Below are 24665 nucleotides of genomic sequence, written 5' to 3'. Positions count from 1 at the left end.
CCCATGGCGATACCGGGCGCATCCACCGGATCCCTTGCGGGACAGCAGCGTATCCTCAGCTTCGCGATCAAGGATAAGGCTGCGCTCTATGCCGCCTTCATGCCGTTCGTCAAAAACGGGGGACTCTTCATCCCGACGACGAAACGCTATCAGCTCGGCGACGAGATTTTTCTCCTGCTGCAGTTGATGGAGGAGACCGAGCGCATCCCTGTCGCCGGCAAGGTGGTCTGGGTCACGCCGCCGGGTGCCGAGGGCAGCCGTGCGATCGGGGTCGGCGTGCAGTTCAGCGACCAGGACAAGGGCATGGCGCGCCGCAAGATCGAGGACTATCTCGTCGGCGCGCTCAACTCGGATCGTCCCACTCACACCATGTAGGCCACACCATGTGGTGTAGCGGTGCAGAGATTCCGAGACCGTCCGAGATCATCGTCGTTGTCGTTTTCGTAGTCGACCATCGATAGGACAACGACCACGATTACGACAACGACAACGACAACGACAACGAACGGCCTCGACACATCTGCCGCACTGCACCAGGAGAGCGAATGCTCGTCGATTCCCATTGTCACCTCGATCGAGTGGATCTTCGTCGATACGAGGGCGACTTCACCGGGCTCATGCAGGCGACCGCCGATGCGGGCGTCACGCACATGCTCTGCGTCTCGATCGATCTGGAGCACTACCCGGACATGCGACGCCTGGTCGATCCCTTCGAGCAGGTCGCCGTCTCGGTGGGCGTGCATCCGAACCAGGAGCATGGCGAAGAACCGACCGCGGAACGGTTGGTGTCGTTGGCGGCCGATCCGCGAAACGTCGCCATTGGCGAGACCGGACTTGACTATTTCCATCGCGATCTGGATCCGGCTCGGCAGCGCGAGCGTTTCCGCGTCCACATTGCCGCGGCGCGCGCGTGCGGCAAGCCGCTGATTATCCACACGCGCGATGCCCGCGAGGATACGATCGAGATCTTGCGGGAGGAGGGTGCCGATGCCGTCGGCGGGGTACTGCACTGCTTCACCGAGAATTGGGAGATGGCGAAGGCCGGCATGGATCTGGGTTTTTATGTCTCTTTTTCCGGGATCGTCACCTTCAAGAACGCCGAGGAGCTGCGCGAGGTTGCGCGCCGCGTCCCGCTCGATCGCCTGCTCATCGAAACCGATTCGCCCTACCTCGCGCCCATGCCCCATCGCGGCAAACCCAACGAGCCAAAGATGGTCACCCATGTCGCAGACCGGATTGCCGAGCTGCGCGGAATGGATCCGGCGGAGATTGCCGCGGTCACACGCGCGAATTACTTCCGGCTGTTCGCCATCGCGTAGGGCCGCAGTGCCGAGCCCTACGCGTCACAAAGGCTCACGAATCGGACTTGCCGTTCGCCCCCTTCTTCATCTGCTCGGGCCGTTTATCGCCGCAGGGTAGATAACCGGCCGTCGGTTCCGGGTCGTGCTTGAGCGCCTCCCGCACGGTGTCGCACACAGTCTTGAGCACCTTGATCCGCGCATAGGGTTTGTCGTTGCCCTCCACCAGGGTCCAAGCCGCATGCTTGGTGCTGGTGCGCACCACCATCTCGTTGATCGCATCCTTGTATTGCGGCCATTTCTCGCGGTTGCGCCAGTCTTCGTCGGTGATCTTGTACTGTTTGTACGGGACACTCTCGCGATCCTTGAAGCGTCTGAGCTGCTCGTCCTGGCTGATGTGGATCCAGAATTTGAGCAGGATCACGCCGCTGTCCACCAGCTGCTCCTCGAAGCGGTTGATCTCCGAGTAGGCGCGTCGCCATTCGGCATCGCCGGCAAAGCCCTCGACTCGCTCGACCAGAACCCGTCCGTACCAGGATCGATCGTAGAGTGTGATGTAGCCCGCGCGCGGGATGTGGCGCCAGAAACGCCAAAGATAGTGGTGTGACTTCTCCTCGTCGGTGGGCGCGGCGACCGGAATGGCGCGATAGAGGCGCGCATCGATCGCGGTCGTGATCCGGCGGATCGCGCCGCCCTTGCCCCCGGCGTCGACACCCTCGAACACCAGAACGGTCGAGCGCTTCTGGTTGTAAGCGCTCCAGGCCAGCTCGTTGATCTCGGTCTGCAGACGCTTCATCTCCGCCTTGTAGGTGTCCTTGTCCAAGGCGAGCGAGAGATCCAGTTGATCCAGGAGCGTGATCTGTGCGTTCGCACCGCTCGGCAGCTCCGGACTGCCGCCGCTGGTCTTGCGCTCGTCCGGCGGGTTATCGCCCAGGCGCGAACGGATGGCGTGCAGTAGGGTCTTGCCGACGGTCAAATCGCGGTAGCGCCGGTCCTCGGCCTCCACCAGATACCAGGGGCAAACACCCCGGTCGGTGTAGCGGATGACCCGCTCTGCAACCTGCTCGAAGGCGGCATACTGCTCGGAGAATTTGCTCTTGTCGGGGAGCATCTTCCAGCGGCTCTTGTCGTCGCGCGAGAGTTCCTTCAGACGCGCTTTCTGGTCCTCTTCGGACATGTGGAACCAGAACTTCAGGATGAGTGCGCCGTCCTGGATGAGCATGCGCTCGAAGTCCACGATGCGGTTGAGCTCCCCGTCGAGCTCCGCGTCGCTGCAATGTCCCTGGAACCGATGCTCGATCGGGGTCTGATACCAACCGCCGAAGAGGATCGAGATCTCCCCACGGGGCGGCATGGAGCGCCAAAAGCGCCAATAGCGTGGACGTGCGCGCTCCTCGTCGGTCTCGTCCCAGAAGGCGAAGGTTTGAACGCCGCGCGTATCCAGCCATTCGTTCAGTCGATTCACCACCTCGCCCTTGCCTGCGGCCTCGACGCCGGAGATGAGAACGACGACCGGGATATCGGAGTCCTTCAGGTCGCGTTGCGCCGAAAGCAGCTCGGTGCGCAGCTCCTCCTGCTGCTCTTTGAAGTCATCCTTGCTGACCGAGCGCCCCACCTTTGTCGATTCGAACATGCGTCATTTCCTCATGATGCGGGATCCGCTTCCACGAAACGGCCGACTTCGGGGCTATGGTCTTCGCATGGGGCCGATCGAGCAAGCGTTCTAAACCGCCTCCAACAGGGTAAATACGCCATACGAGCTGGCTCCGACGTGTGCTGCTTGACAGACGGTGTGGGGGACGCGCTTCAGATAGAGAAAATACAATGAGTTGCTTGCGGTCACGAAATCGTCAGATTTTCCGGGTAGATTCGGGACGCGCCACCGGCGCACGACCCGATCGAACCCTGACGGAGACTTGACCATGTCGAATTCCAACCTGTTGTTGGACAAGAAGCGCGAGGCATTAAAGGCGGGCATCCTTTCCCTCGGCGAACAGGTCCGAGAGGCACTGGAGCGCTCGCTAGACGTCCTGCGTCGACATGACCTCGACTTGGCACGCACGATCGTTTCCGGGGATGCCGAGATCAATCACGAGCGCCGTGCACTCGAGCAGCAGGCGCTCGTCGTCTTGGCGGCCTACAGACCGGCCGGATCGGATCTTCGCGTGATCGGTGCATCTTTGGAGATGATCTCGGAGATGGAGCGCATCGCGGATTATGCCGCCGACATCGCGCGCATCCTGATGCGCTGCGAGGCGCGATCGCTTCCCGAGGGGGCGGTGGCGCGTTGCGTGGATCTCGGCGATGCGGCGACTGCGATGTTCGTCGCGGCAATGACGGCCTATGCCCGAGACGCCGACGAGGCGATGGCGCGTGCCGCTGCGGGGCGTGACACCGAGGTCGACAACGCGGAGCGGGTCCTGATCGAAGAGATCCTCGACTGGATTCGCTCCAATCCGGACGACGCGCAGGTCGGCGTGTCGCTTCTGTCGATCGCCCACAACTACGAGCGGGTTGCGGATCGAGCCACCAATCTCGCCGAGCGTGTCGTCTACATCGCGACAGGCCAGACACCGGATCTCGATTGATCTGCGAACCATTCGCTGTCGTTGTCGTTGTCGTTGTCGTAATCGTATCGATGGACGATTACGACAACGACAACGACTATGGTCTCGGAGGGTCTCGGAATGTCTGAATGTTTCCACTAGACGGGCCACACAAACCTCAAGAGCCTCGTGACATCCGCTCCGCGGTGTCACGCATGCCCCTTGCGCTCCGTGCCAAGTGCCACGATGGCCGAAATGACGAATGATGCCTGATTGGGCATCGACGTATGCCAAGCACTCGTCCGGATGGTAGAGTTCGCTCGGTACAACGGATGGAGCGATCGGCCCGAGCCTTGCCCATGATCGACTGGACCTTTACCCCTGCCTCCCTTTGGACCCTGATCGGCGTCCTGCTGATCCTGTCCGAGCTTGCGCTGCCCGGCGTGATTGCGGTCTTCTTCGGGATCGCCGCGCTACTGATCGGACTGCTGCTGTTTCTTGAGGTCCCGATCGATCCGCCCGCCCAGATCCTCCTGTTCGGTGTGCTCGGTGCGGCGCTCTTGTTGCTCGCGCGTCATCGCCTCAAACCCTGGTTCCGGGGTCAAGTGGAGACGGGCGGGAGCGGCAGCGAGGTGTTGCCCGAAGGCACGCGCGCACGGGCACAGACCGATTTTGTCCGTGGCGCGGGTCTCGTGACCCTCAACGGTGTGCGCTGGAATGCCGAGTCGGCGGATCCCGTCCACGCGGGCGACACGGTCTGGCTCATCGGCCGGCGAGGGCTTGTCCTGCACGTCAGCGCAACGCCTCCGAGCACGTCCGAGCCCTGAGTCCGGCCGCGCGGTGCGTTGTTCGGAAGAATCGGTTTTGCCTTTTTCGTCTAAACCGCGCCAGCTCGAGCAATCGTCGAGTCTGCCGCGGCCGATCCCATCCAAAAACATCGCATACCGCGCCGGGCGCGGTTTAGAGGAGAAACGGCACGATGGACGACATGTATCTCAGCATCAGCACCCTGATTTCGCTTGTCGCGGTGGCCGTGATCGTGATCGCGCTGGCCAAGACGGCACAGATCGTTCCACAGCGCTCGGCCTATATCATCGAGCGTTTGGGGCGTTATTCGCGCACCCTGGATGCCGGATTCCATATCCTGATTCCCTTCGTGGATCGGGTCGCCTACCGGCATACGCTCAAGGAGGAGGCGCTCGATGTCCCCAAACAGCAGTGCATCACCAAGGACAACATCGCCGTCAGCGTGGACGGCGTCCTCTACCTTCAGGTGATCGACCCCCAGTCGGCAAGCTACGGCATTACGGATTATCGATTCGCATCCATGAGCCTGGCGCAGACGACGCTGCGCTCCATCATCGGACAGATCGAGCTGGACCGGACCTTCGAGGAGCGCAGCAGGCTGAACGAAGAGGTTGTCAGCGCACTGGACGACGCCGCGCAGCCGTGGGGCGTGAAAGTCATGCGCTACGAGATCGCGGACATCGTGATGCCGGGCACCATCACCGACGCACTCGAGCAGCAGATGCGTGCAGAGCGCGAACGCCGGGCGGTGGTGGCGCGCTCGGAGGGCGAGCGCCAGGAGAAGATCAATATCTCCGAGGGCCAGAAGATCCAGGTCATCAATCTCTCGGAAGCCGAGAAGGAAAAGCAGATCAACGAGGCCGAGGGCAAGGCCCGCGAGATTCAGATGCTCGCCGAGGCGACCGCGATCGGGATCGAGCGGATCGCCGCGGCCATCGAGAAGCCCGGCGGGAAGGATGCCGTGAGTCTGCGCATCGCCGAGCAGTACGTGCGCGAGTTCGGCCGCATCGCCCAGTCCGGGACCACCCTGATCTTGCCCGCGGAGCTCAGTAATATCGGTGCGGCCGTGGCGGGACTGGCCAAGACACTCCAGACGGTGGATGCGGCCGAGGCGCGGCGGCCCTGAGGGCCTGAAAGCGGGGCGATGATAGCGCGAGTTAAACCGCGCCCGGCGCGGTATGCGTAGTGTGTTGGATTGACTTGGCCGCGCCGGCTCCGACGACCGTCGGAGCCGGCGCGGTTTAGCTGGGTTGACACGAGCCAACTCGGGCATCGACTCTCGGAAAGGCGTCCATCAGCTTCTTGACCCTGCTTTCCGGTCAAGGCCGGGGCAACGTGGCAAGGTCAATAGGCGTTTTCGGTGTTGAAGAGGGCGAAAGGCGTCCTGAACATGATGTAAAGGTCGAATAGGATCGACCAGTTCTCGATGTAGTAGATGTCGTACTCGACCCGCTTGTGAATCTTTTCGGGCGTGTCGACCTCGCCCCGCCAGCCGTTGACCTGGGCCCATCCGGTGATGCCTGGTTTCACCTTGTGTCGGGCGAAATAACCATCTACGACTTGCTCCCAAAGACGTTCGTTCGTATGCGCGTTCACCGCATGAGGGCGCGGCCCGACCAGCGACAACTCCCCACTCAAGACGTTGAAGAGTTGCGGAAGCTCGTCGATCGATGCCTTCCGGATGAAGCGCCCGACCCGCGTAATTCGTGAATCGCCCTTGGTGACGACGTGCTTGGCGAGTGGATCGGATAGGTGGTGATACATCGATCGAAACTTGAAAACCTCGATCACCTCGTTATTGAAGCCGTAGCGTTTTTGACGAAAGAAAATCGGGCCGGGACTGTCCAGCCGGATCGCGAGCGCCGTGGCAAGCATGACGGGCGAGAAGAGGATCAAGGCGACACTGGCGACGAGCAGATCCAGGGTCCGCTTGACAATCGCATCCCAGTCCGCGACCGGCTTGTCCACGACGTCGACAAAGGGTACGCCCCCGATAAACGAGGAGGCGCGATCACGAAAATCCAAACTCGCGGTATGCGCCGAGAGACGGATATCCACCGGCAAGACCCAGAGCTGTTTAAGAAATTCGAGGAGCCGCCGCTCCGCATTGATCGGAATCGTCACGATCAGCATGTCGACATGGGCGATGCGGGCAAACTCGACCAAGTCGGCGACACTGCCGAGTTTCGGATATCCCGCGACGATGGCCGGCGATCGGTCGTTCTTGCGGTCGTCGAAGATGCCGCAGATGCGTGTCGCCTGGCTCGGTTGCTTCTGGATATCGCGGATGAGATCGGCGGCCGCCTCGCCCCCGCCCACGATGACCGCACGGTGCTCCAGGCGGCCGGCTCTGGTCCAGTGACGCAGTAGAAGGGCGAGTCCGAGCCGCATGCCGAGCAGCGCCAAAAGCGTCAGGCCGAACCAAAACCCGAGCCATTCCGGCGGAATTCTGGGCGTGTAGTCAAACAGGGGCGGGACCGCAAAGAAGGCCCCGAAGATCAGAGAGAGGCCGATCATGATTCGCGTCAGCTGCGGGAGCAGCGTGCGCATGATGAAGACTTGATAGCAGTCCGCCGCCTGAAACACCAGCGTGACTAGAACCACGCCGAAAAGAATCCCGAGAACGGCGGGGGGATGGACCGCGAGCCCATCTGAAGTGAAAAGCAGCGTAAGTGCTCCGAGCGATGCAACAATAACCGCATCGACAAAACGGACGACTCCGGTCAACACGGATGCTGAGATCGTGGACGTCCTAAGACTCTCTGCAACCGCCAGCGCTTGATCGGAGAGTTTTCGGGTCTTCGGACTTGGGTCGTCGCCTGTGAGGTTTCCTTGTTTTACTGCGTTCGGGTCGACCTCAGTCACGCTCTTCAGCAACCTCGCGGACAGTTCTTCCGGAAACATGATCGACCTCGGATCGGGCGACTATCGACTTGTTCTAAACGATACGCCTCTGCACGCAAGGTTTGCGCCAAGATGGAAATCGAGGTGCGATACCCGAGCATTTAGAGTGTAAACGGTTATTTTGACGCTAAGGCGGCCGCTTTACGGCGCAATACCTCATCTGCGGGGCGTCGAACCGCGTGCCTGAAGACCTGCGCCGATTGACCCGGACGATTCTTTCCGGCTTTGGAGATCGCCAAAAAACGTCGGTATGTCCGAAACCGTGTCACTTCGTGATCCGATCGCGACTCCCTCCACCGCAGGCATCCGGCGGGTGAATTCTGTCACGCGCGCAGTGCTTCGAGGAGTCGGCTCGCCTGCGACTCGACAGCGGCGAAGTCTCCCGTCACGAGTACCGGATCGCCCCGTCGTGCCGTACGCTCCAGCGCTTCGATCGCCTCATCCAGCGCCGGCACGCCGCAATATCGGGTTGCCCCGCGAACCTGATGCGCGTGCTCGGCCAGCGCGCTCCAATCGGCCTCCGCAATGCAGGCGCGAAGCTCCTCGATCTCGGCCGGCAACCCCGCCAACAAGACGTCCAGCAACTCACGAGCGAGATCGGCGTCTCCGCCCGCACTCGCGAGCGCAACGGCGTCGTCTCGAGCGGGTAAGCTGTCGAGCTTGGAGCGTTGATCGATCATACGTATCGCCGTCCGAAAAAGGTCTCCGCCAAGCCGATACTCTAAAGGTATTCGGCCCGCAACGTCCAGGCAGAGACGGCCGAATGCTGTTGCAGCTTGGTCGATGTTCGATGCTGGTGCAAAATGACCACAGCCAATCTCATCCCGCGGCGCGATGCCGATGTGAGCAGAAGATGCCCTATCCAACGATCGAAGACTTCGTCGGCCACACGCCGCTCGTGAGACTCCAACGCCTTCCCGGCGCCACCGACAACCTCATTCTCGCCAAGCTCGAGGGCAACAATCCCGCAGGATCGGTCAAGGACCGACCCGCCGTGAACATGATCCGGCGTGCCGAGGAGCGAGGGACCATCAAACCCGGCGACACGCTCATCGAGGCGACCAGCGGCAACACGGGCATTGCGCTCGCCATGGCGGCGGCCATCAAGGGTTATCGGATGGTGCTGATTATGCCGGAGCACATGAGTGCCGAGCGGCGCGGCGTGATGCGCAGCTTCGGGGCCGAGATCGTCCTGACGCCGAAGGCCGGGAGCATGGAGGCGGCCATCGATCTGGCGAACGCGATGGAGGCGCGCGGGGAGGGGATACGGCTCGATCAGTTCTCGAATCCCGATAATCCTGCCGCTCACTACGAATCGACAGGTCCGGAGATCTGGCACGATACCGGCGGAGAGGTCACGCATTTCGTCAGTGCAATGGGGACGACCGGGACCATCATGGGGACAGGCCGATATCTGAAGGAGCGGAATCCCGCGATCCGGATCGTCGGCGTTCAACCCGAGGAGGGTTCCAGCATTCCGGGGATTCGGCGGTGGCCCGAGGCCTATCTGCCGAAGATCTTCGATCCTGCCGGCGTGGATCGCATCATCGACATCTCTCAGGAGCTTTCCGAGCAGACCGCTCGCGAGCTGGCCGCACGGGAAGGGATTTTCGCCGGGGTTTCGTCCGGCGGTTGCATCGCCGCGGCATTGAAGCTCTCCCGGGAGGTGCACGACGCGGTCATCGTGGCGATCGTGTGCGACCGCGGCGATCGGTATCTGTCGACCGGGGTCTTTCCGGCCTAGGGGGAACCCCGGGTTTTCTTGTTCTGTTGCTTGAGTGTCGAGGACGCTGTCCGTGTCGAGAAAACGCAAACCTCTTCCGCAGGAGCCTGTCGAGGCCGAGATCGAGGGCCTCACCCACGAGGGTCGCGGATTGGCGCACTTCGACGGCAAGGCGGTCTTTATCGACGGTGCACTGGCGGGTGAGCGGGTGCGTTTCCGGTATACGCGCATCCAGCGTCGCTTCGACGAAGGCGTGGTCGTCGAGGTGTTGAGGCCGTCGCCGGAGCGCGTGGAGCCCAAGTGCAGCCATTTCGGCGTCTGCGGGGGTTGCAGCCTGCAGCACATGGAGGCAGGTGCCCAGATTCGCGCCAAGCAGGACAGCCTTGCCGACGTGCTCTCGCGTATCGGGAAGGTGACCCCGGAGACTTGGCTTGCGCCCTTGACGGCGGCTGCTTGGGGGTACCGGCGCAAGGCGCGGCTCGGTGTGCGTTATGTGGCCAAGAAAGGCCGAACGCTCGTCGGTTTTCGCGAGCGAGGCAATGCCTTCATCACCGACATCGGCCGTTGCGAGGTGCTTCATCCGAGTGTCGGGGCGCATCTGCAGGCGATCGGCGCCGCAGTGGATGCCCTGAGCATCCGCGAGCAGGTGCCTCAGATCGAGGTGGCGATGGGCGACACACCGCCGGTCTTGGTGTTCCGCGCCCTGAGTCCGCCGAGTGCGGCCGATTTGGGCGTGCTCGAGGCGCTCGGGGAGAGTGAGGGTTTCCACATCTATCTTCAGGAGGCCGGGCCGGAGAGCATCCGGCCGCTGCCCGGTCAGGGGATCACCCTGCACTACGGGCTGCCGCGCTACGATCTTCGGATCGAGTTCGAGCCGACCGACTTCACCCAGGTCAACCTGGAGCTGAACCGATCGATGCTCGACCAAGCGCTCGCACTCCTGGATGTCCAGGCCGACGAACGTGTGTTGGACCTCTTCTGCGGAGTGGGCAACTTCACCTTGCCGCTCGCCCGTCAGGCCGAGACGGTGGTCGGGGTGGAAGGCGATGCCGGATTGGTGGCCCGCGCGCAGGCGAACGCGGACTTGAACAAGATCAGGAACGCACGTTTCTATACGGCTGATCTTTATGGCGCGCTCGATCAGGAGCCCTGGTCGCGCGAGGGCTTCACCAAGGTGCTGCTGGACCCGCCCCGCAGCGGCGCGCTCGCCGTGCTTGATTGGCTACCGCGGCTCGGGGTGGAGCGGGTGCTTTATGTGTCCTGCTATCCGACGACCCTCGCGCGCGACGCCGATCGTCTCGTGAATGCGCTTGGTTATCGGCTTGTTTCGGCGGGCGTGATGGATATGTTCCCGCAGACGGCCCATGTGGAGTCGATGGCCCTGTTCGAGCGTGGCTGAATCGCGTCTTCGGCGCGGCATTTGGGGTTGTTGGACCTTGCGAATGTGCGTCCGGCCATGGTTCGTCGCAGCTGACGCGATTCAGGGATTTTTAGTAGGGTCAATGGGGTCATCCCCCGCCGGTAGGGTGGACGAGCGAGAGCGAAGTCCACCGAGCTCGGCGCCGGGGCTGGTTGACTGCGGTGCGCTCGGCCATACGGCGCTTGTCCGTTTTAGACCGCGCCGAGTAAAAGGCTTTTGGTTGCTCGGGGCATGTGAACCCTGATCAGTTTCATATTTTCACTCCGGGCGCGGTTTATGGGCCTTGAAATCGAGCGTAAGTTTTTGGTGAAAAACGCATCTTGGCGCGACAGCGTCGAGGACCGCGAGCCGATTCTCCAAGGCTATCTAGCGGAGGCGGGCCGTGCCACGGTCCGGGTGAGGGCGAAGGGGGATCGCGGCTTCCTGACCATCAAGGGCAGGACGACGGGTGTGACCCGCTCCGAATTCGAGTATGAGATCCCGATCGAGGAGGCTAGGGTCATGCTCGAAACCTTGAGCAGTCTGCCGGTCATCGACAAGGTGCGCCATCGGGTGCGGTGCGGCGGCCATCTGTGGGAGGTCGATGTCTTCGCCGGCGAGAACGCCGGACTGGTGCTCGCGGAGATCGAGCTGACGTGCGAGGAGGAACCGTTCGAGCTGCCGGGTTGGGCGGGAGTAGAGGTCTCGGACGATCCGCGTTACTTCAACTCGAACCTTGCGCGCCATCCGTTCAGCCGATGGTGAAGAGGCTGCAGCGCGACGCCGAGATGTGGTGGCACTCGAGACACATCCTGATCGATATCGACCGCCAGACCCTCGGTCTCTACGAGGGGGCGCGGCGACTGGGCGAGTATCGGGTATCGACCGGACTGAAGGGTGCGGGGGAGCAGCACGGCAGCGGCTGCACGCCGCGGGGTCTGCACCGGGTGCGGATTCGCATCGGCGAGGGATGCCTGATCGGGACCGTGTTCCGGGGACGTCGACCGACCGGCGAGGTTTACGACAGTGCATTCGCCGCGCAGCATCCGGACCGTGATTGGATTCTAACCCGGATCCTTTGGTTGACCGGGTGCGAGCCCGGCCGCAACCGGGGCGGCTGTGTGGATACGCTGCGCCGGTTTATCTATATCCACGGTTGCCCGGAGACCGAGCCGCTGGGCGTTGCGCGCTCTCACGGCTGCATCCGTATGCATGGCCCCGAGCTGATCGAGCTCTTCGATCGCACGCCTGTCGGAACCCATGTGCTGCTGTTCGGTACGGGTGAGCCTGAACTCGCCGGTTCGGATACAGGCCCCGTCGTCGATGGGTAGGGCGAAGCGAAACCCATCCTCCAACTTGCAACACAGCGCTTCCCCGGCTCTGGCGTCGGAGCGGGAAGGATGGGTTTCGCTTCGCTCTACGGGCGTTCTTGTTTGAGCGTCGGAGCGGGAAGGATGGGTTTCGCTTCGCTCTACCCATCCTACGTTGTTTATTTTTTCGGTTTTAAACCGCGCCGGCTCCAGCGGTCGTCAACTGTGCCGGGGCGGATCCCATCCAAAAACATTGCATGCCGCGTGGGGCGCGGTTTAACGGGGGGTGTCGGATCCTCGGCGTCTTCGGCGCGCTCGATAGGCCGCGATTTGCTGCATGATCTGGGGGAAGGGTAGGTGCTCGATGGCGCCGAAACGCGCGATGGCGGCGAGGATCAGGGCGCGCACGTCGGCGATCTCGGTGGGGGCAGGGGCCTCGGGGTCGAGTGCGACGGCGATGCCGCGCAGTCCGCCGATCTGCAGGCGCATCGCCTTCGCATGGGGTAGCGCGCGCTGTCGGTCGTCGGTCTTGAGTGCGAATCTGGCTTGCCGACGCAAGAGGTCGAGCAGGGCGATACAGGTCTCCTGCGCCTCGTCGGAGCGGCAATGCACGCCCTCGCGCTCGGCGATACAAAACTTCTCGGCCTCCGAGCAGCTGCACTGATTGGTCAGGATGCCTTTCTCGTAAGCGCAGTAACGCTCGTTGATGGCGCGATAGGTTCGACGAAAGGCATCGCTGTCCAAGTGGCTGTCAACTCCCTGAATCGGTAGGAATTTTGAAGCGCTGAATCAGGCGGCGATCGCGCTTGGTGGGTCGCCCGGACGCGTCGCCCGCATCGACACCGGTGTCGCGGCGTTCGCGCACGATCTCTTGTCGTTTGAGTCGACTCGCCTCGTCTTCGCTGTAGAGCAAGGCCGCTTCACTGGCCGATCGTCGTTGCTTGCTCAGGCCGAGGACCTCGATGTCCCAAACAAGACCGCCTTTGTGGATCTCGATACGGTTTCCGATCGCGATTGCCCGCGCCGGCTTGGCGCGTTGAGCGTTGACCTTGATCTTGCCGCCGTTGATCGCCTCGACGGCGAGGTGGCGGGTCTTGAAGAAGCGTGCCGCCCAGAGCCATTTATCAAGACGAACGCTCTCCGGCGAGCCGCTGCCCTCACTCATCGGTACCTCGCGGATCGGCCCCGTGCGCATCCGCCGGAACGAGCAAGGGATCGAGTTCGCCGCGCGCATCGAGCATCGCGAGATCGTCGTAACCGCCGACATGGCGATCGTCGATGAAGATCTGAGGCACCGTATGCCGGCGGCTGCGCCGGCGCATGATCTCCATCTGCTCGCGATCGCGGTCGACCGAGATCTCCTCGAAGTCGACACCCTTGCGCTGGAGCAGGTGTCGTGCGCGGGAGCAGTAGGGGCAAATCATGGTGGTGTAGATGGTGATATGAGGCATCGCGGTCTTCACCTTGCATACGGTGGACGTTTATCGACGGTTTGGAGATGATGGCGAAGCTTCGCCGTCCGGGGTGCCGGCCGTCAACCCGACCTTGAACCTGGAGCAGGAACATCATGTACCGCGACACGCCGCACCCGATCCATCGCAGAGACTATCGTCCGCCCGAATTCCTGATCGACCATGTCGATCTCCGATTCGAGCTAGACCCGGATCGCACCCGTGTGGAGGCCAGCCTGCAGGTGCGCCGTAATCCGGCGGCAACCCGCGGCGACGGCACGCTCAGGCTCGACGGCGAGCAACTGGATCTGGAGGAGGTGGCCATCGACGGGCACAGCCTCTTGCCTGCCGAGTACCGCGTGGAGCCCGATTCGCTCACCCTGCAACGGGTTCCGGACCGTTTCCGGCTCGATACACGGGTTCGCATCCATCCCAACCTCAACACCGCCCTCGAGGGCTTATACCAATCCGGCGACATGCTCTGCACCCAGTGCGAGGCGGAGGGATTCCGGCGCATCACCTATTTTCTGGATCGCCCCGATGTCATGGCCCGCTATCGGACCACCCTCGTCGCCGATCGCGATCGCTTCCCGGTGCTCCTGTCCAACGGCAATCGGGTCGAGGAGCGTCTACTCGAGGATGGCCGACATCTGGTCTCTTGGGAGGACCCCTTTCCCAAGCCCAGCTATCTCTTCGCGTTGATTGCGGGGGATTTGAGTGCGATCGAGGATCGCTTCACCACGGCATCCGGCCGCGATGTCGTGCTGCAGATCTTCGTGGAGCCGCATAACCTGGACCGATGCGACCATGCGATGCAGTCGCTGAAGAAGGCGATGTGGTGGGACGAGGAGCGCTTCGGGCGGGAATACGATCTCGATGTTTACATGATCGTCGCGGTGAGTCACTTCAACATGGGCGCCATGGAGAACAAGGGCCTCAATGTCTTCAACGACAAGTTCGTGCTGGCTCGCCCCGACACCGCCACGGACGATGATTTTCAGGGCATCGAGGGCGTCATCGCGCACGAGTATTTCCACAACTGGAGCGGCAACCGCATCACCTGTCGCGACTGGTTTCAGCTCAGTCTCAAGGAAGGCTTCACCGTCTATCGTGATCAGGAGTTCTCGGCCGATGTCGGCTCGCGAGGCGTGAAGCGTGTCGCTGACGTACGTCTGCTTCAGGCGCATCAGTTCCCCGAGGACAACGGTCCGATGGCCCATCCGGTGCGGCCCGACGCCTATGTCGAGATCAACAATTTCTACACCGCGACCGTTTACAACAAGGGTGCGGAGCTGGTGCGGATGCAGGCGACGCTGCTCGGCCCGGAGCTGTTCCGCAAGGCCACCGATCTCTATTTCACGCGCCATGACGGCCACGCCGTGACAACGGATGATTTCGTCGCCTGCATGGAGGATGCGAGCGGGCGCGACCTCATGCAGTTCCGTCGCTGGTATTCCCAAGCCGGGACCCCCTGTCTGCACATCGAGGCCACCTACGATGCGGAGCGCGGGTCCTACAGCCTCCTGATTCGACAAGAGATCGCGCCGACGCCTGGAGAGCCCGAGAAGGATCCCCTGCATCTTCCGCTGGCGATTGCACTGCTGGATCCGCAGGGACGTGAGCTGGCGCTGCGCCTCGAGGGCGAGCCGAACGCAGGGGATCCGGGGACGCGCATTCTGGAGTTGCGCAATTGGGAGACGCGGCTGTGCTTCGTGGATGTTCCCGTGCGGCCGGTGCCGTCTCTGCTGCGGGGATTCTCCGCTCCGGTGCAGCCGCGGTTCGACTACGACGACGCGGACCTGCTCCTTCTTTTGCGTCACGACAGCGATGGTTACTCCCGCTGGAATGCCGCGCGCATCCTGATGCAACGTGTTCTGTCGGCAATGATTGCGGATCCTGCGGCCGAGGCTCCGGGGCGGTTTGTCGAGGCCTTTCGCGGTGCACTGACGGATCCCGAGACCGACAAGGCACTGCTGGCCGAGGTGCTGACGCTGCCCTCCGAGTCCTTTCTCGGGGACCAGATGGAGACCGTCGATGTGGAGGGGATTCACCGGGCACGCACGGCACTCAAACGCATGCTCGGCGAGCGTCTCGCCGAGGCGCTCTTGCGCGTCTATCTGGACAACGCCGACACCGAGCCCTATGCACCGACACCCGATGCGATCGGCCGGCGTGCGCTCAAGAACCTCGCCCTGAGCTACCTCATGGCGGCCGGCAACGCGCAGGGTCTTGCACTTTGTCGCGCGCAATTTGCCGATGGCGGAAACATGACGGACGCGATCGCCGCGCTGCGTCTGCTCGTGGATCACGGCGGCGAGGAAGGCCCGCCCGCACTCGAGGCGTTCTACCGGCGCTGGTCCAAGGAGCCGCTGGTGCTCGATAAATGGTTCAGCGTCCAGGCGACCAGCAGCCGAGAGGGGACCCTGGAGGTCGTGATCGGTCTGCTGCAGCACCCGGATTTTTCGCTGCGCAATCCGAATCGGGTGCGCAGCCTCGTCGGCGCCTTCTGCACCGCCAATCCCGCACGTTTCCATGCCGGCGACGGCAGCGGATATCGATTCCTTGCCGACCGGGTCCTCGAGCTGGATCCGCTCAATCCGCAGATCGCGGCACGGCTTCTCAAGGCGCTCATCCGTTGGCGTCGCTACGACGCGGGCCGTCAGACGCTGATGCGCGCCGAGATCGAGCGTATCCTCGCGGCCGACGAGCTCTCCAGGGATACCTTCGAGGTTGCCTCCAAGGCGGTGGAGGATGTCGGGCATCCGGTGCGGCCAAGCGAGCCCTGACGCGGTCGGTCGGACGGTCAGGCTCGCCGCGGGATCGGTGCCCGCTTGGACTCCTCCGCGGCTTGGCACGCCGCGCAGCGTTTTGCGTTCGGCACATGTTTGCGGCGATTCAGCGGGATCTGATCGCCGCAATCGATGCACAGCGCGCGGCCGTGCCCAACGCGCGAGTACCGTTGGATCGCCGCGATCCGAAGCTCCGTTTCACGTTCCGTGTGGGCTTGTGCGTGATCGAGCACATCTGCAAATTTTTCCATCGGGGCTTGCCCTCTCGTTCGGAACAAAGCCCGAGTATCTTCCTGCCCGATGACCCCTTGATGATCCCGTGATGGCGAGGCGATGACGGTCGATGTTTCGGCAGCCGAGCCCATCCGGAGCCATCGCATACCGCGCTGGGCGCGTTTTAGGTTGAACCCCCATCCGCATGGCAGAATGACGCATCGCCTCGGTAGAGAAGCTCATGCTCGGAATCGTCGATCGCTATTTGCTCTCGGAAGCGACCAAGGTCTTCGCCGCCATCGTGGCGATCCTGGTCCTGGTCGTCGCGAGCATGCTTTTTCTGCGCACGCTCGAGGAGGTGAATGTCGGGGCGTTGAGCGTTCACTTGGTGATCAAGTTTCTGGCCTTCCAGGTCGTGCGCGATATGCCGAACCTGCTGCCGCCGGCCTTCTTCCTGGCGCTGCTGGTGACCCTGAGCCGATTCTCGCGCGACAGCGAGCTGATCGCGCTGAGCGCTTGCGGCGTCGGTCCGCGACGGGTATTGGGTGCGTTGCTCCTCCTTGCCGTGCCGGTCGCCTTGGTCACCGCTTGGATCTCCTTGAGCCTTCAGCCTTGGGCGGCCACCGGGATCCATCAGATCCGGATGCAGCAGAAGGAGCAAGCCGCGCAGATCGCGGGCCTTCAGCCCGGTCGGTTCTATCTCGAGCAAGGCGGGGAGCTTGTGCTCTATATCGGCGACATCGACCGCCGACAGTCGCTCGGTGATGTCTTTATCCTCGACCGTCGCGAGGATGTCGCTCGTCTGGTGGTGAGTGAGAACGGGCAACATCGGATCGAGGAAGACACGGGCGACCATATCGTCACACTCTCGACCGGGCACCGCTTCGACGGCAATCCGGGTTCACCCGCCTTCATGATCGGAGAGTTCGAGGAGTATCGGATCCGCATCCAGGCGTCCGGCGCCGCGCAAGGCGTGATCTCCAAGCGCTCGACCACGCCGTCGCTCGCGCTCTTGGCGTCGCCCGAGCTTCCCGACCGTGCCGAACTCGAGCATCGGTTGGCGGCGCCGCTGGCGATCCTCGTCCTCACCATCGTCGCGATTCCCCTGGTGGCGCTCTCTCCGCGGCAGCGCAGCTCGGGCCGCCTCTCCCTCGCCTTTCTGGCCTATTTCAGCTTCTTCAACCTGCAGCGCTTGGCAGAGAATTGGCTCGCGACAGGCGTCACCCCGATCTGGTTGACGAGCTTCTGGTATCAGGTCGTCATTCTCGGCGTCGTCTATCTGGTCTTGATCCCCGAGAGTCTTTGGCTCAAGCGCCTGATCGCACGCGTTTCGGGCGGGGCGAACGGGCGGCTCGGCGAGCAGCAGGGTTAAACCGCGAACCGGTCATGGACGCGTCGCATCCGCATATGCCCGGGCGAGACGCCGGTCCTCGGCGATGAAATGGTCGAAGCACCAACGCTTCACCCATTGCAGCGACTCTTGGGTGAAGGCGTCGCCGCGCTCGCGCAACATCTGCCGCCGGAGTTCCGTGAGTTCCGCAAGCTGTAGGCTGTGCTCGCATTTATGGGTCTGAAAGTCGTCGTAATCGATCGACAGCATGAGCGCTTCCTCACGCTCGAAATGATGCCGCAGATGATCCAAGAGGTCCTCGAAACGCGCGAGGGACCCGCTGTCGGCGATGTCCGGCTCCCGGTCATCGCCGGTGATCCCAAGACCATGCTCCGCGCCGGATTGACTGGCGAGCAACGCATTCACCAGCGTGACGAGCCGGCGGTGGTCGGCATCTAATGCGGGAATGCCCATGCACCATTCGTCCCGCCATATCAGCGGGGTCTGCGCCGGACGCTCGAGCAGCCTCGACGGCTTGCTCACTCGCGGCTCGACCGGCGACTCGAGTCGATCCGACCGAGCCTGACCGACGGGCAGCGATCCGGTGCTGTAACGTGTTTGCCGATTCATCATGACCTCCTCGACTGCGGCCGATGGATTCAGGGAGTCGCTGAAGGGCATCGTGCGGAAGGCGCCCGTTCAGACGGATCCGTGTGGCCGTCGTTATGAAACAGTTCGAAACCATAAAGCCGGTCGCTACGATCGATCCTTATCCTGAATCAATTCGCCGATCGGCTTGGGCGCCGGCGCACGGGGTCGCTCGAATGGTTCGAGACGCCGTGATCCGACGGTTCTGCCGGCACCGGATTTCTACTACAGCCCCCTGCGGACATCAACTCAACGCGCCTCGCGGCCTGCGCGCATCGAGATACCTGCGATCACGACCGCCAGCGTGACGATGGCGACGATGATGGTCGCCAGCGCATTGATCTGCGGGGAGACCCCCATGCGCACGCTCGAATAGATCACCATGGGCAGCGTCGTCGAGCCGGGACCAGCGACGAAGCTGGCGATGACCAGGTCATCGAGCGAGAGCGTAAAGGCGAGCAGCCATCCCGAGAGCAGGGCGGGCGCGATCAGCGGGAGCGTGATCGTGAGATACACGCGCAGCGGGCGTGCGCCCAGGTCCATGGCCGCCTCCTCGAGCGAGCGGTCCATCTGGGAGAGACGCGCGCGCACGACCACGGCCACATAGGCCATGCTGAAGGTGACATGGGCGATGGTGATGGTCGTGAAGCCGCGGCCGTCGGGCCAGCCGATCGTCTGTTGCATCGCCACGAAGAGCAGCAGCAGCGAAAGCCCGATGATCACATCCGGCATCACCAGCGGGGCGGTGAGCAGCAGCTCCAATCCGGTGCGTCCCCGAAAGTTGCGATGGCGCACCAAGGCGTTGGCGGCCAGGGTCCCGAGCACGACCGCCAGGGTCGCGTTCACGGCGGCAATACGTACGCTCAGCCAGGCGGCATCGAGCAGCTGCTGGTTGCGAAAGAGCTCGACATACCACTTGGTCGAGAATCCGGTCCACACGGTCACCAAGCGCGACTCGTTGAACGAATAGATGATCAGCAGCAGGATCGGGACATACAAGAAGGCATAGCCGAAGGCGAGCACGGTGAGCAGCGGCCAGCGTCGAGGCTTCATGGACGGCTGCCCTCCATGCGCTGCTGCAGACGCTGCATCATCACGAAGGGCACGACCAGCAGCGCCAGCAGCAGGATCGCCAGCGCCGAGGCGAGCGGCCAATCCTTGTTGGAGAAGAACTCGGTCCAGAGCAGCTTGCCGATCATGAGGGTTTCGGGTCCGCCGAGCAGATCCGGGATCACGAACTCGCCCACGACCGGGATGAAGACCAGCATGCTCCCCGCGACGATCCCGGCCATCGACAGCGGCAACGTGACCCGCAGGAAGGCCCGCAGGGGTCGGCAGCCCAGATCCGCGGCGGCCTCGAGCAGGCTCATGTCGAGCCGCGTGAGGTTCGCGTAGAGCGGCAGGATCATGAAGGGCAGATAGGAGTAGACGACGCCGATATAGATGGCCGTCTGGGTGTGCAGGATCGCCAACGGGGTGTCGATCAGACCAAGCCAGATCAGAAGATCGTTGAGCAGACCGTTGGACTTGAGGATCCCGATCCAGGCATAGACCCGGATCAGGAAGGAGGTCCAGAAGGGCAGCACAATCAGCATCAGCAGGATGATTCGCCAACGCTCGGGTGACGTCGCGATGGCGTAGGCCATCGGATAACCCAGGAGCAGGCAGAGCAGGGTGCAGATGAAGGCGACTTGGAGCGAGTTGAGCAGCGCGCTCAGATAGAGATCGTCCTCCGCAACCATCATGAAGTTGCGCAGATTGATCTCGATGCGCAGCAGGCCCTCGTCGACCCACTGCCAGAGTGCCGTGTAGGGCGGCTGCGCGAGCGCAGGCTCCGCCAGGCTGATCTGCAGCACGATCGCGAAGGGCAGCAAGAAAAACAGCCCCAACCACAGGTAGGGGATGCCGATGTTGACCAGTCGGCTCGTGCGCTGCGCGTGTTTGGCGCGATTCGGGGGCGGTGCGGGCATGGTGCTCGGTGGGTCCGGGTCTGCGGACTATTCGGTCAGGACCACGCCGCTGGTCGGCGACCACTCGATGGCGACCTCCTGCTCCCAGGTCAGGGCCTGCTCGGTGCGCGGTTGGACGTTGGTGAGCGTCATCTCGACCAAGGCCCCGTCGCCGACACGGATGCGATAGATGGACACGTCGCCGAGATAGGCGATGTCCTCGACCCGCCCCTTGAGCTGATTGACCCCGTCGTCCCGGAAGTCCGCACAGAGCCGCATCTTCTCCGGTCGCACCGCGACCGTGACCGGGGTGCCGAGCACCATCGGATGGAAGGCGCGCATCCGCATGGGTCGGCCGACGCGGGTCTCGACCAGCACATCATCGCCCTCGGTGGCGACTACCTTGCCTTCGAACAGGTTGATCGAGCCGATGAACTCGGCCACCAGACGACAGGTCGGGAACTCATAGATGGCGGTCGGGGTGTCGACCTGCATGATCTGACCGGCGTCCATGACGGCGATGCGCGTGGACATGGTCATGGCCTCTTCCTGATCGTGCGTGACGGTCACGAAGGTGATGCCGAGACGCTCCTGCAGGTTGACCAGCTCGAACTGGGTGTTCTCGCGCAGCCGCTTGTCGAGTGCACCGAGCGGCTCGTCGAGCAGCAGGAGCTTCGGGTGTTTGGCCAGACTGCGGGCGAGAGCGACGCGCTGGCGCTGTCCGCCCGAGAGCTGATCGGGTCGACGTTTGCGCAGCTCGGTGATCTTCAGCAGCTCCAGCATCTCGCCGACACGCTCGTGGCGCTCGCGCCGCGAGAGCCGATCCTGCTTGAGCCCGAACTCGACATTCTGCTCCACGCTCATGTGCGGGAAGAGTGCGTAGGACTGGAACATCATGTTCACCGGCCGCGAGTAGGCCGGCACATCCGTGACATCCACGCCGTCGATGTAGATGCGTCCGCTGCTCGGATACTCGAGCCCGGCGAGCATGCGCAGCAGCGTGGACTTGCCGCAGCCCGAGCTCCCGAGGAGCGAGAAGAATTCTCCCTGGAAAATGTCGAGACTCACGTCGTCGACGGCGTAGACGTCGCCAAACTTCTTGGTGACCCGGTCGATACGCAGATAGGGGACGGCCTTGGGATCCTGCCAAGGCTCGAGCGAACGGCGCTCGGCGAGTGTCGCCATCGGCGAGTGGTCCCGATTCCGCTCAGCGATTCGCCTTGAGGCGTGTCCAGAGACGGTTGAGATCGCGGATCTCCCGGTCGCTGCGCTCCGAGGGCACGAAGAGACGCGCCTTGACCTCGTCCGGCGGATAGATCGCCGGATCCTCCCGCACGGCTTCGTCCAAGAAGGGCGTGGCCGCGAGGTTGGGGTTGGCGTAGTAAACCGCGTTGGAGACCGCGGCGATGGCGGCGGGCTGCAACATGTAGGCGATGAAGGCGTGCGCGGCTGCCGGGTTGGGCGCATCCTTCGGGATCGCCATGACATCGGTCCAGACCGCCGCGCCTTCGCGCGGGAGGACATAGTCGATAACCACACCCCTGTCGGCCTCTTCGGCACGCGACTGTGCCTGAAAGACGTCGCCGGAGTAGCCCATCGCGACACAGAGATCGCCGTTGGCCAGGTCGCTCATGTATTGCGAGGAGTGAAAGTAGCGCACATACGGATGGATCGCCTTGATGAGCGCCGAGGCGGCGTCGAGGTCGTCCTTGTCGAGGCTGTTGGGATCCTTGCCCAGATAGGCGAGGGCGGCGGAGTAGACCTCCGTGGGGTCGTCCAGGAGACTGATCCCGCAGGCGCCGAGCTTGGCTGCGGTCTCCGGATCGAAGATCAGTGCCCAGGTGTCGATGTCGGCGGTCTCGCCCAAGGCGGACTGCACCTTGTCGCGATTGATTCCCAAACCGGAGGTTCCCCACATGTAGGGCACCAGGTGGGCGTTGTCGGGATCGATACTCGCCAGTTGGCTCATGATCGCCGGGTCGAGCTGGTCCAGGCCCGGGAGCTTGGACTTGTCCAGCGGCAGATACAGCTCGGCCTTGATGTGGCGTGCGCCAAAGGGTCGGGCGGTCGGAAAGACCAAGTCGTAGCCGCTGCGCCCGGCGAAGAGCTTCGCCTCGAGCACCTCGTTGGAGTCGTAGACATCCAAGCGCGGCTTGATCCCGGTCTCTGCCGCGAATCCGGAGAGCGTGTCCTCGGCGACGTAATCGCTCCAATTGTAGAGATGCAGGGTCTCGTTTGCAGAAGACACGGCTGCGTATGTCGGCAGGCCGACGGTCAATAAAAACGCGAGGGCGGTGGAGGTCCGTTGCATGCAGTCCCCGAAGACGATGATCTGGAGGGTGCGCCGAGAGCCGGCGTCGACAGGGCTGCAATGCTACTTTAGATTCACGCCAAGGGGTGTCGATTTTCGGTAGGGTCGGGCGGGTTTCGGCAACAGCCGATCCCCGCCAGACCTGTCGAAAGGGCGTGACGAGACGCGTTGCCGGGTGTCGTCGTGGCCTGTCGTACGGACCGGGGTGGAACGGGGGGACTAAACCGCGTCGCCGCTAAGGGCCGTGGATGCACCGAACGTCGAACTCACACGAAGGTGAGCATCTCGCTCTGGACGCGGTTTAGGCCCGGGCAGAATCGCCCTCGATCGACAGACCCCGTAATCGGATCTGGAGACCGGAGCCAAAACGCTCCGCCGCCTCGCCCTTCGCCATCTGCACCGCGGTCACGATCGACAGCGCTTGGAGCACATCGCCTTGGGCCAAACCTTGCGCGTCGCGACGGTAGCTGTCGATGCTTCTCAAGAAACCTTCGACCAGCGTCGCGACGTCCTCGCACGAGCGGGTATCCGGATGGAGCGGGATGTCCACGTCAAAGGTGTCGCGGAGGGCTCGGGTGTGCTGTAGATGCATGGCGTTCTCTCCTGGCTGTCGCATGGAAGACGGGTCGAACTGGTCAAGCCGCTGTGCTCTGGCCGTCTGCGCAGGTGGTTCGGCTTCCGTTGTGTTGACATCGAGCATGGACAAGACTTGGACGTCGCCGCGCACGCTCCCATCATCGCTGCTATGGTTAGGCTCGCGACGCGCCGTCTGGCCACCTGTACCGGCCCCACTCGTACCAACAACGTGTCAGATGAACGGCTATTGACCAACTTTGATGGTCAACATTAGCTAGGCATCGGATGGTTGTCAAGGTTCCATAATAAACAAAACATGAACAGCCGCTTCCCGCTCACCATGAGGAGACCGCATTGACCGACCAGGATGCCGCCTTACCGGGTCACACCTATCGCATCGGAGCCGTATCGCGGTTGACCGGGGTTCCCGCCGACACGCTGCGCGTCTGGGAGCGTCGCTACGGCGTCGTCGCGCCGCTTCGCTCGGACTCGGGCACCCGTCTCTACGGACCGGACGACGTGAGTCGCTTGACCCTGATCAAGCGCTTGGTGGATCGCGGCGATGCGATCAGTAGTGTCGCGAACCTGAGCCTCGATCAATTGCGCGAGCGGGTCCGCGGAACGGATCTGCCCGAGCCTGCAGGCGCGCCGGAACGCCCGTGCCGCGTGCTGGTGATCGGGTCTTCGCTCGCCGAGCGCTTCAGGCGCGAGCCCGTGATGAATGGAAATATCGATCTTGTCGGGCTCTACGACTCGCACCGGGCGTTTCTCGCTGCGGGGTCTGTGCAACCCACGCCGGACGTGGCGGTGCTCGAATTCCCCACGATCCAAGGCGACCAGGTGCGCGAGATCGGCGAGTTGGTGACCCAATGCGGCGCGGCCCGCGCGATCGTCGTCTACACCTTTGCCACCCGAGCCACGATCGAGCGGCTCGATGCCCGCAGGCTGATTCCGAAACGCGCGCCGGTCGATCTGCAGGAGCTGCGCCAATGGTGCATGGGGCAATTCGCGAGGGCGCCCGCGCCGGACCTCGAGGAGCCCGCCCTCGACCTGTCTTTGCCGATCCCGCAGCGGCGCTTTGCCGACGCCGATCTGCTTCGGATCGCCACCGCCTCCCCGAGCGTGCGCTGCGAGTGTCCGCATCATCTGGTCGAGCTGGTGCTCTCGCTGAACGCCTTCGAAAACTACAGCGCCGAATGCGAGGATCGCAACGCCGAGGATGCGGCACTGCACGCCTACCTCCACGCCGCGACTGCGCAGGCGCGTGCCATGATGGAGGTCGCGCTGGCGCGCGTGGTGGTGGCCGAGGGGATCCTGCTCGACGCCTCGGACGGAGAAATCTGAACCCGACTGCCCGATAGCGCTAAGATAGCGCTTTCGTCTGCGGGTCCAGCGACCGACCCGCGTACCC

The 24665-nt window shown here is 63.1% G+C and carries 25 protein-coding genes; 12 read left to right on the top strand and 13 right to left on the bottom strand.

The window, feature by feature from the left end; genetic code table 11:
* Nucleotides 1-3 precede the first annotated feature (3 nt).
* Nucleotides 4-375, top strand: a complete 372-nt coding sequence (locus BDD21_RS20770) for a PilZ domain-containing protein (RefSeq protein WP_120798786.1) — start codon at nt 4-6, stop codon at nt 373-375.
* Nucleotides 376-545: 170 nt separating this feature from the next.
* Nucleotides 546-1319: a TatD family hydrolase gene (locus BDD21_RS20760; protein ID WP_120798784.1), complete on the top strand. Its 774-nt coding sequence runs from the start codon at nt 546-548 to the stop codon at nt 1317-1319.
* A 34-nt stretch (nt 1320-1353) separates the two neighbouring features.
* Here BDD21_RS20760 and pap read toward each other — a convergent pair whose 3' ends face one another.
* Nucleotides 1354-2931 carry a polyphosphate:AMP phosphotransferase gene (pap, locus tag BDD21_RS20755; RefSeq protein ID WP_120798783.1) on the bottom strand — a complete coding sequence of 526 codons (1578 nt, stop codon included), beginning with the start codon at nt 2929-2931 and terminating at the stop codon, nt 1354-1356.
* Between the two features lie 289 nt (nt 2932-3220).
* Between pap and phoU the strand changes: the two genes are divergently transcribed.
* The 3 genes from phoU to BDD21_RS20740 all read left to right on the top strand — a co-directional run bounded on the left by phoU (nt 3221) and on the right by BDD21_RS20740 (nt 5777).
* Nucleotides 3221-3886 carry a phosphate signaling complex protein PhoU gene (gene phoU / locus BDD21_RS20750; protein WP_120798782.1) on the top strand — a complete coding sequence of 222 codons (666 nt, stop codon included), beginning with the start codon at nt 3221-3223 and terminating at the stop codon, nt 3884-3886.
* Between the two features lie 317 nt (nt 3887-4203).
* The gene (locus BDD21_RS20745; protein ID WP_120798781.1) at nt 4204-4671 is read left to right on the top strand and encodes an NfeD family protein; all 468 of its coding nucleotides are present in this window, start codon (nt 4204-4206) and stop codon (nt 4669-4671) included.
* Nucleotides 4672-4823: 152 nt separating this feature from the next.
* Nucleotides 4824-5777 carry an SPFH domain-containing protein gene (locus BDD21_RS20740; protein WP_120798780.1) on the top strand — a complete coding sequence of 318 codons (954 nt, stop codon included), beginning with the start codon at nt 4824-4826 and terminating at the stop codon, nt 5775-5777.
* Between the two features lie 218 nt (nt 5778-5995).
* Here BDD21_RS20740 and BDD21_RS20735 read toward each other — a convergent pair whose 3' ends face one another.
* Together BDD21_RS20735 and BDD21_RS20730 are read right to left on the bottom strand one after the other, a co-directional pair.
* Nucleotides 5996-7555 (bottom strand): undecaprenyl-phosphate glucose phosphotransferase, encoded by a 1560-nt coding sequence (locus BDD21_RS20735; protein ID WP_120798779.1) that lies wholly within the window; start codon nt 7553-7555, stop codon nt 5996-5998.
* A 323-nt stretch (nt 7556-7878) separates the two neighbouring features.
* Nucleotides 7879-8235 carry an Hpt domain-containing protein gene (locus BDD21_RS20730; protein ID WP_120798778.1) on the bottom strand — a complete coding sequence of 119 codons (357 nt, stop codon included), beginning with the start codon at nt 8233-8235 and terminating at the stop codon, nt 7879-7881.
* A 173-nt stretch (nt 8236-8408) separates the two neighbouring features.
* On the opposite strand from BDD21_RS20730, the gene cysM reads away from it, so the two are divergent.
* The 4 genes from cysM (at nt 8409) to BDD21_RS20710 (ending at nt 12008) form a co-directional block, all read left to right on the top strand.
* Nucleotides 8409-9299 carry a cysteine synthase CysM gene (gene cysM, locus BDD21_RS20725; protein WP_120798777.1) on the top strand — a complete coding sequence of 297 codons (891 nt, stop codon included), beginning with the start codon at nt 8409-8411 and terminating at the stop codon, nt 9297-9299.
* A 52-nt stretch (nt 9300-9351) separates the two neighbouring features.
* Nucleotides 9352-10677 (top strand): 23S rRNA (uracil(1939)-C(5))-methyltransferase RlmD, encoded by a 1326-nt coding sequence (gene rlmD / locus BDD21_RS20720; RefSeq protein ID WP_120798776.1) that lies wholly within the window; start codon nt 9352-9354, stop codon nt 10675-10677.
* Nucleotides 10678-10974: 297 nt separating this feature from the next.
* On the top strand, nt 10975-11442 hold the full coding sequence (locus tag BDD21_RS20715) for a CYTH domain-containing protein (RefSeq protein WP_120798775.1): 468 nt from the start codon (nt 10975-10977) through the stop codon (nt 11440-11442).
* Nucleotides 11436-12008, top strand: coding sequence for a L,D-transpeptidase (locus BDD21_RS20710; protein ID WP_211335116.1), 573 nt, complete (start codon nt 11436-11438; stop codon nt 12006-12008). The genes BDD21_RS20715 and BDD21_RS20710 overlap by 7 nt, the downstream gene beginning before the upstream one ends.
* Nucleotides 12009-12263: 255 nt before the next feature.
* Here the strand turns inward: BDD21_RS20710 and BDD21_RS20705 are convergent, their stop codons facing one another.
* The 3 genes from BDD21_RS20705 to grxC are packed head-to-tail and all read right to left on the bottom strand — an operon-like array spanning nt 12264 to nt 13438.
* Entirely contained in the window at nt 12264-12731 is a 468-nt protein-coding gene (locus tag BDD21_RS20705) for a hypothetical protein (RefSeq protein WP_120798774.1), read from the bottom strand.
* A gap of 7 nt (nt 12732-12738) precedes the next feature.
* On the bottom strand, nt 12739-13152 hold the full coding sequence (locus tag BDD21_RS20700) for an RNA-binding S4 domain-containing protein (protein ID WP_120798773.1): 414 nt from the start codon (nt 13150-13152) through the stop codon (nt 12739-12741).
* The gene (gene grxC / locus BDD21_RS20695) at nt 13145-13438 is read right to left on the bottom strand and encodes a glutaredoxin 3 (protein ID WP_120798772.1); all 294 of its coding nucleotides are present in this window, start codon (nt 13436-13438) and stop codon (nt 13145-13147) included. The genes BDD21_RS20700 and grxC overlap by 8 nt, the downstream gene beginning before the upstream one ends.
* A gap of 116 nt (nt 13439-13554) precedes the next feature.
* Between grxC and pepN the strand changes: the two genes are divergently transcribed.
* The gene (gene pepN / locus BDD21_RS20690; RefSeq protein WP_120798771.1) at nt 13555-16224 is read left to right on the top strand and encodes an aminopeptidase N; all 2670 of its coding nucleotides are present in this window, start codon (nt 13555-13557) and stop codon (nt 16222-16224) included.
* Between the two features lie 17 nt (nt 16225-16241).
* On the opposite strand, the gene BDD21_RS20685 is transcribed toward pepN, so the two are convergent.
* Nucleotides 16242-16478, bottom strand: coding sequence for a TraR/DksA C4-type zinc finger protein (locus BDD21_RS20685; protein WP_120798770.1), 237 nt, complete (start codon nt 16476-16478; stop codon nt 16242-16244).
* Nucleotides 16479-16681: 203 nt separating this feature from the next.
* Between BDD21_RS20685 and lptF the strand changes: the two genes are divergently transcribed.
* Complete coding sequence (lptF, locus tag BDD21_RS20680; protein ID WP_120798769.1) at nt 16682-17812, top strand: LPS export ABC transporter permease LptF; 1131 nt, start codon at nt 16682-16684, stop codon at nt 17810-17812.
* A 12-nt stretch (nt 17813-17824) separates the two neighbouring features.
* Here lptF and BDD21_RS20675 read toward each other — a convergent pair whose 3' ends face one another.
* The 6 genes from BDD21_RS20675 to BDD21_RS20650 all read right to left on the bottom strand — a co-directional run bounded on the left by BDD21_RS20675 (nt 17825) and on the right by BDD21_RS20650 (nt 23384).
* Entirely contained in the window at nt 17825-18400 is a 576-nt protein-coding gene (locus tag BDD21_RS20675) for a bacteriohemerythrin (protein WP_170164847.1), read from the bottom strand.
* 267 nt (nt 18401-18667) lie between these two features.
* Nucleotides 18668-19471, bottom strand: a complete 804-nt coding sequence (locus BDD21_RS20670; RefSeq protein ID WP_120798767.1) for an ABC transporter permease subunit — start codon at nt 19469-19471, stop codon at nt 18668-18670.
* The gene (locus tag BDD21_RS20665) at nt 19468-20388 is read right to left on the bottom strand and encodes an ABC transporter permease subunit (protein WP_120798766.1); all 921 of its coding nucleotides are present in this window, start codon (nt 20386-20388) and stop codon (nt 19468-19470) included. The genes BDD21_RS20670 and BDD21_RS20665 overlap by 4 nt, the downstream gene beginning before the upstream one ends.
* A gap of 27 nt (nt 20389-20415) precedes the next feature.
* Nucleotides 20416-21552, bottom strand: coding sequence for an ABC transporter ATP-binding protein (locus tag BDD21_RS20660; RefSeq protein WP_120798765.1), 1137 nt, complete (start codon nt 21550-21552; stop codon nt 20416-20418).
* A 22-nt stretch (nt 21553-21574) separates the two neighbouring features.
* Entirely contained in the window at nt 21575-22678 is a 1104-nt protein-coding gene (locus BDD21_RS20655) for a polyamine ABC transporter substrate-binding protein (protein ID WP_120798764.1), read from the bottom strand.
* A gap of 301 nt (nt 22679-22979) precedes the next feature.
* The gene (locus BDD21_RS20650; protein WP_147431171.1) at nt 22980-23384 is read right to left on the bottom strand and encodes a hypothetical protein; all 405 of its coding nucleotides are present in this window, start codon (nt 23382-23384) and stop codon (nt 22980-22982) included.
* A 224-nt stretch (nt 23385-23608) separates the two neighbouring features.
* Between BDD21_RS20650 and BDD21_RS20645 the strand changes: the two genes are divergently transcribed.
* Nucleotides 23609-24598, top strand: coding sequence for a MerR family transcriptional regulator (locus BDD21_RS20645; RefSeq protein WP_120798762.1), 990 nt, complete (start codon nt 23609-23611; stop codon nt 24596-24598).
* Nucleotides 24599-24665: the final 67 nt, after the last annotated feature.

Source organism: Thiocapsa rosea (assembly GCF_003634315.1).
In the GTDB taxonomy this organism is placed as follows: Bacteria; Pseudomonadota; Gammaproteobacteria; order Chromatiales; family Chromatiaceae; genus Thiocapsa; species Thiocapsa rosea.
The sequence above is the reverse complement of the archived record's forward strand: the minus strand, read 5'-3'. Positions and strand labels throughout refer to the sequence as shown.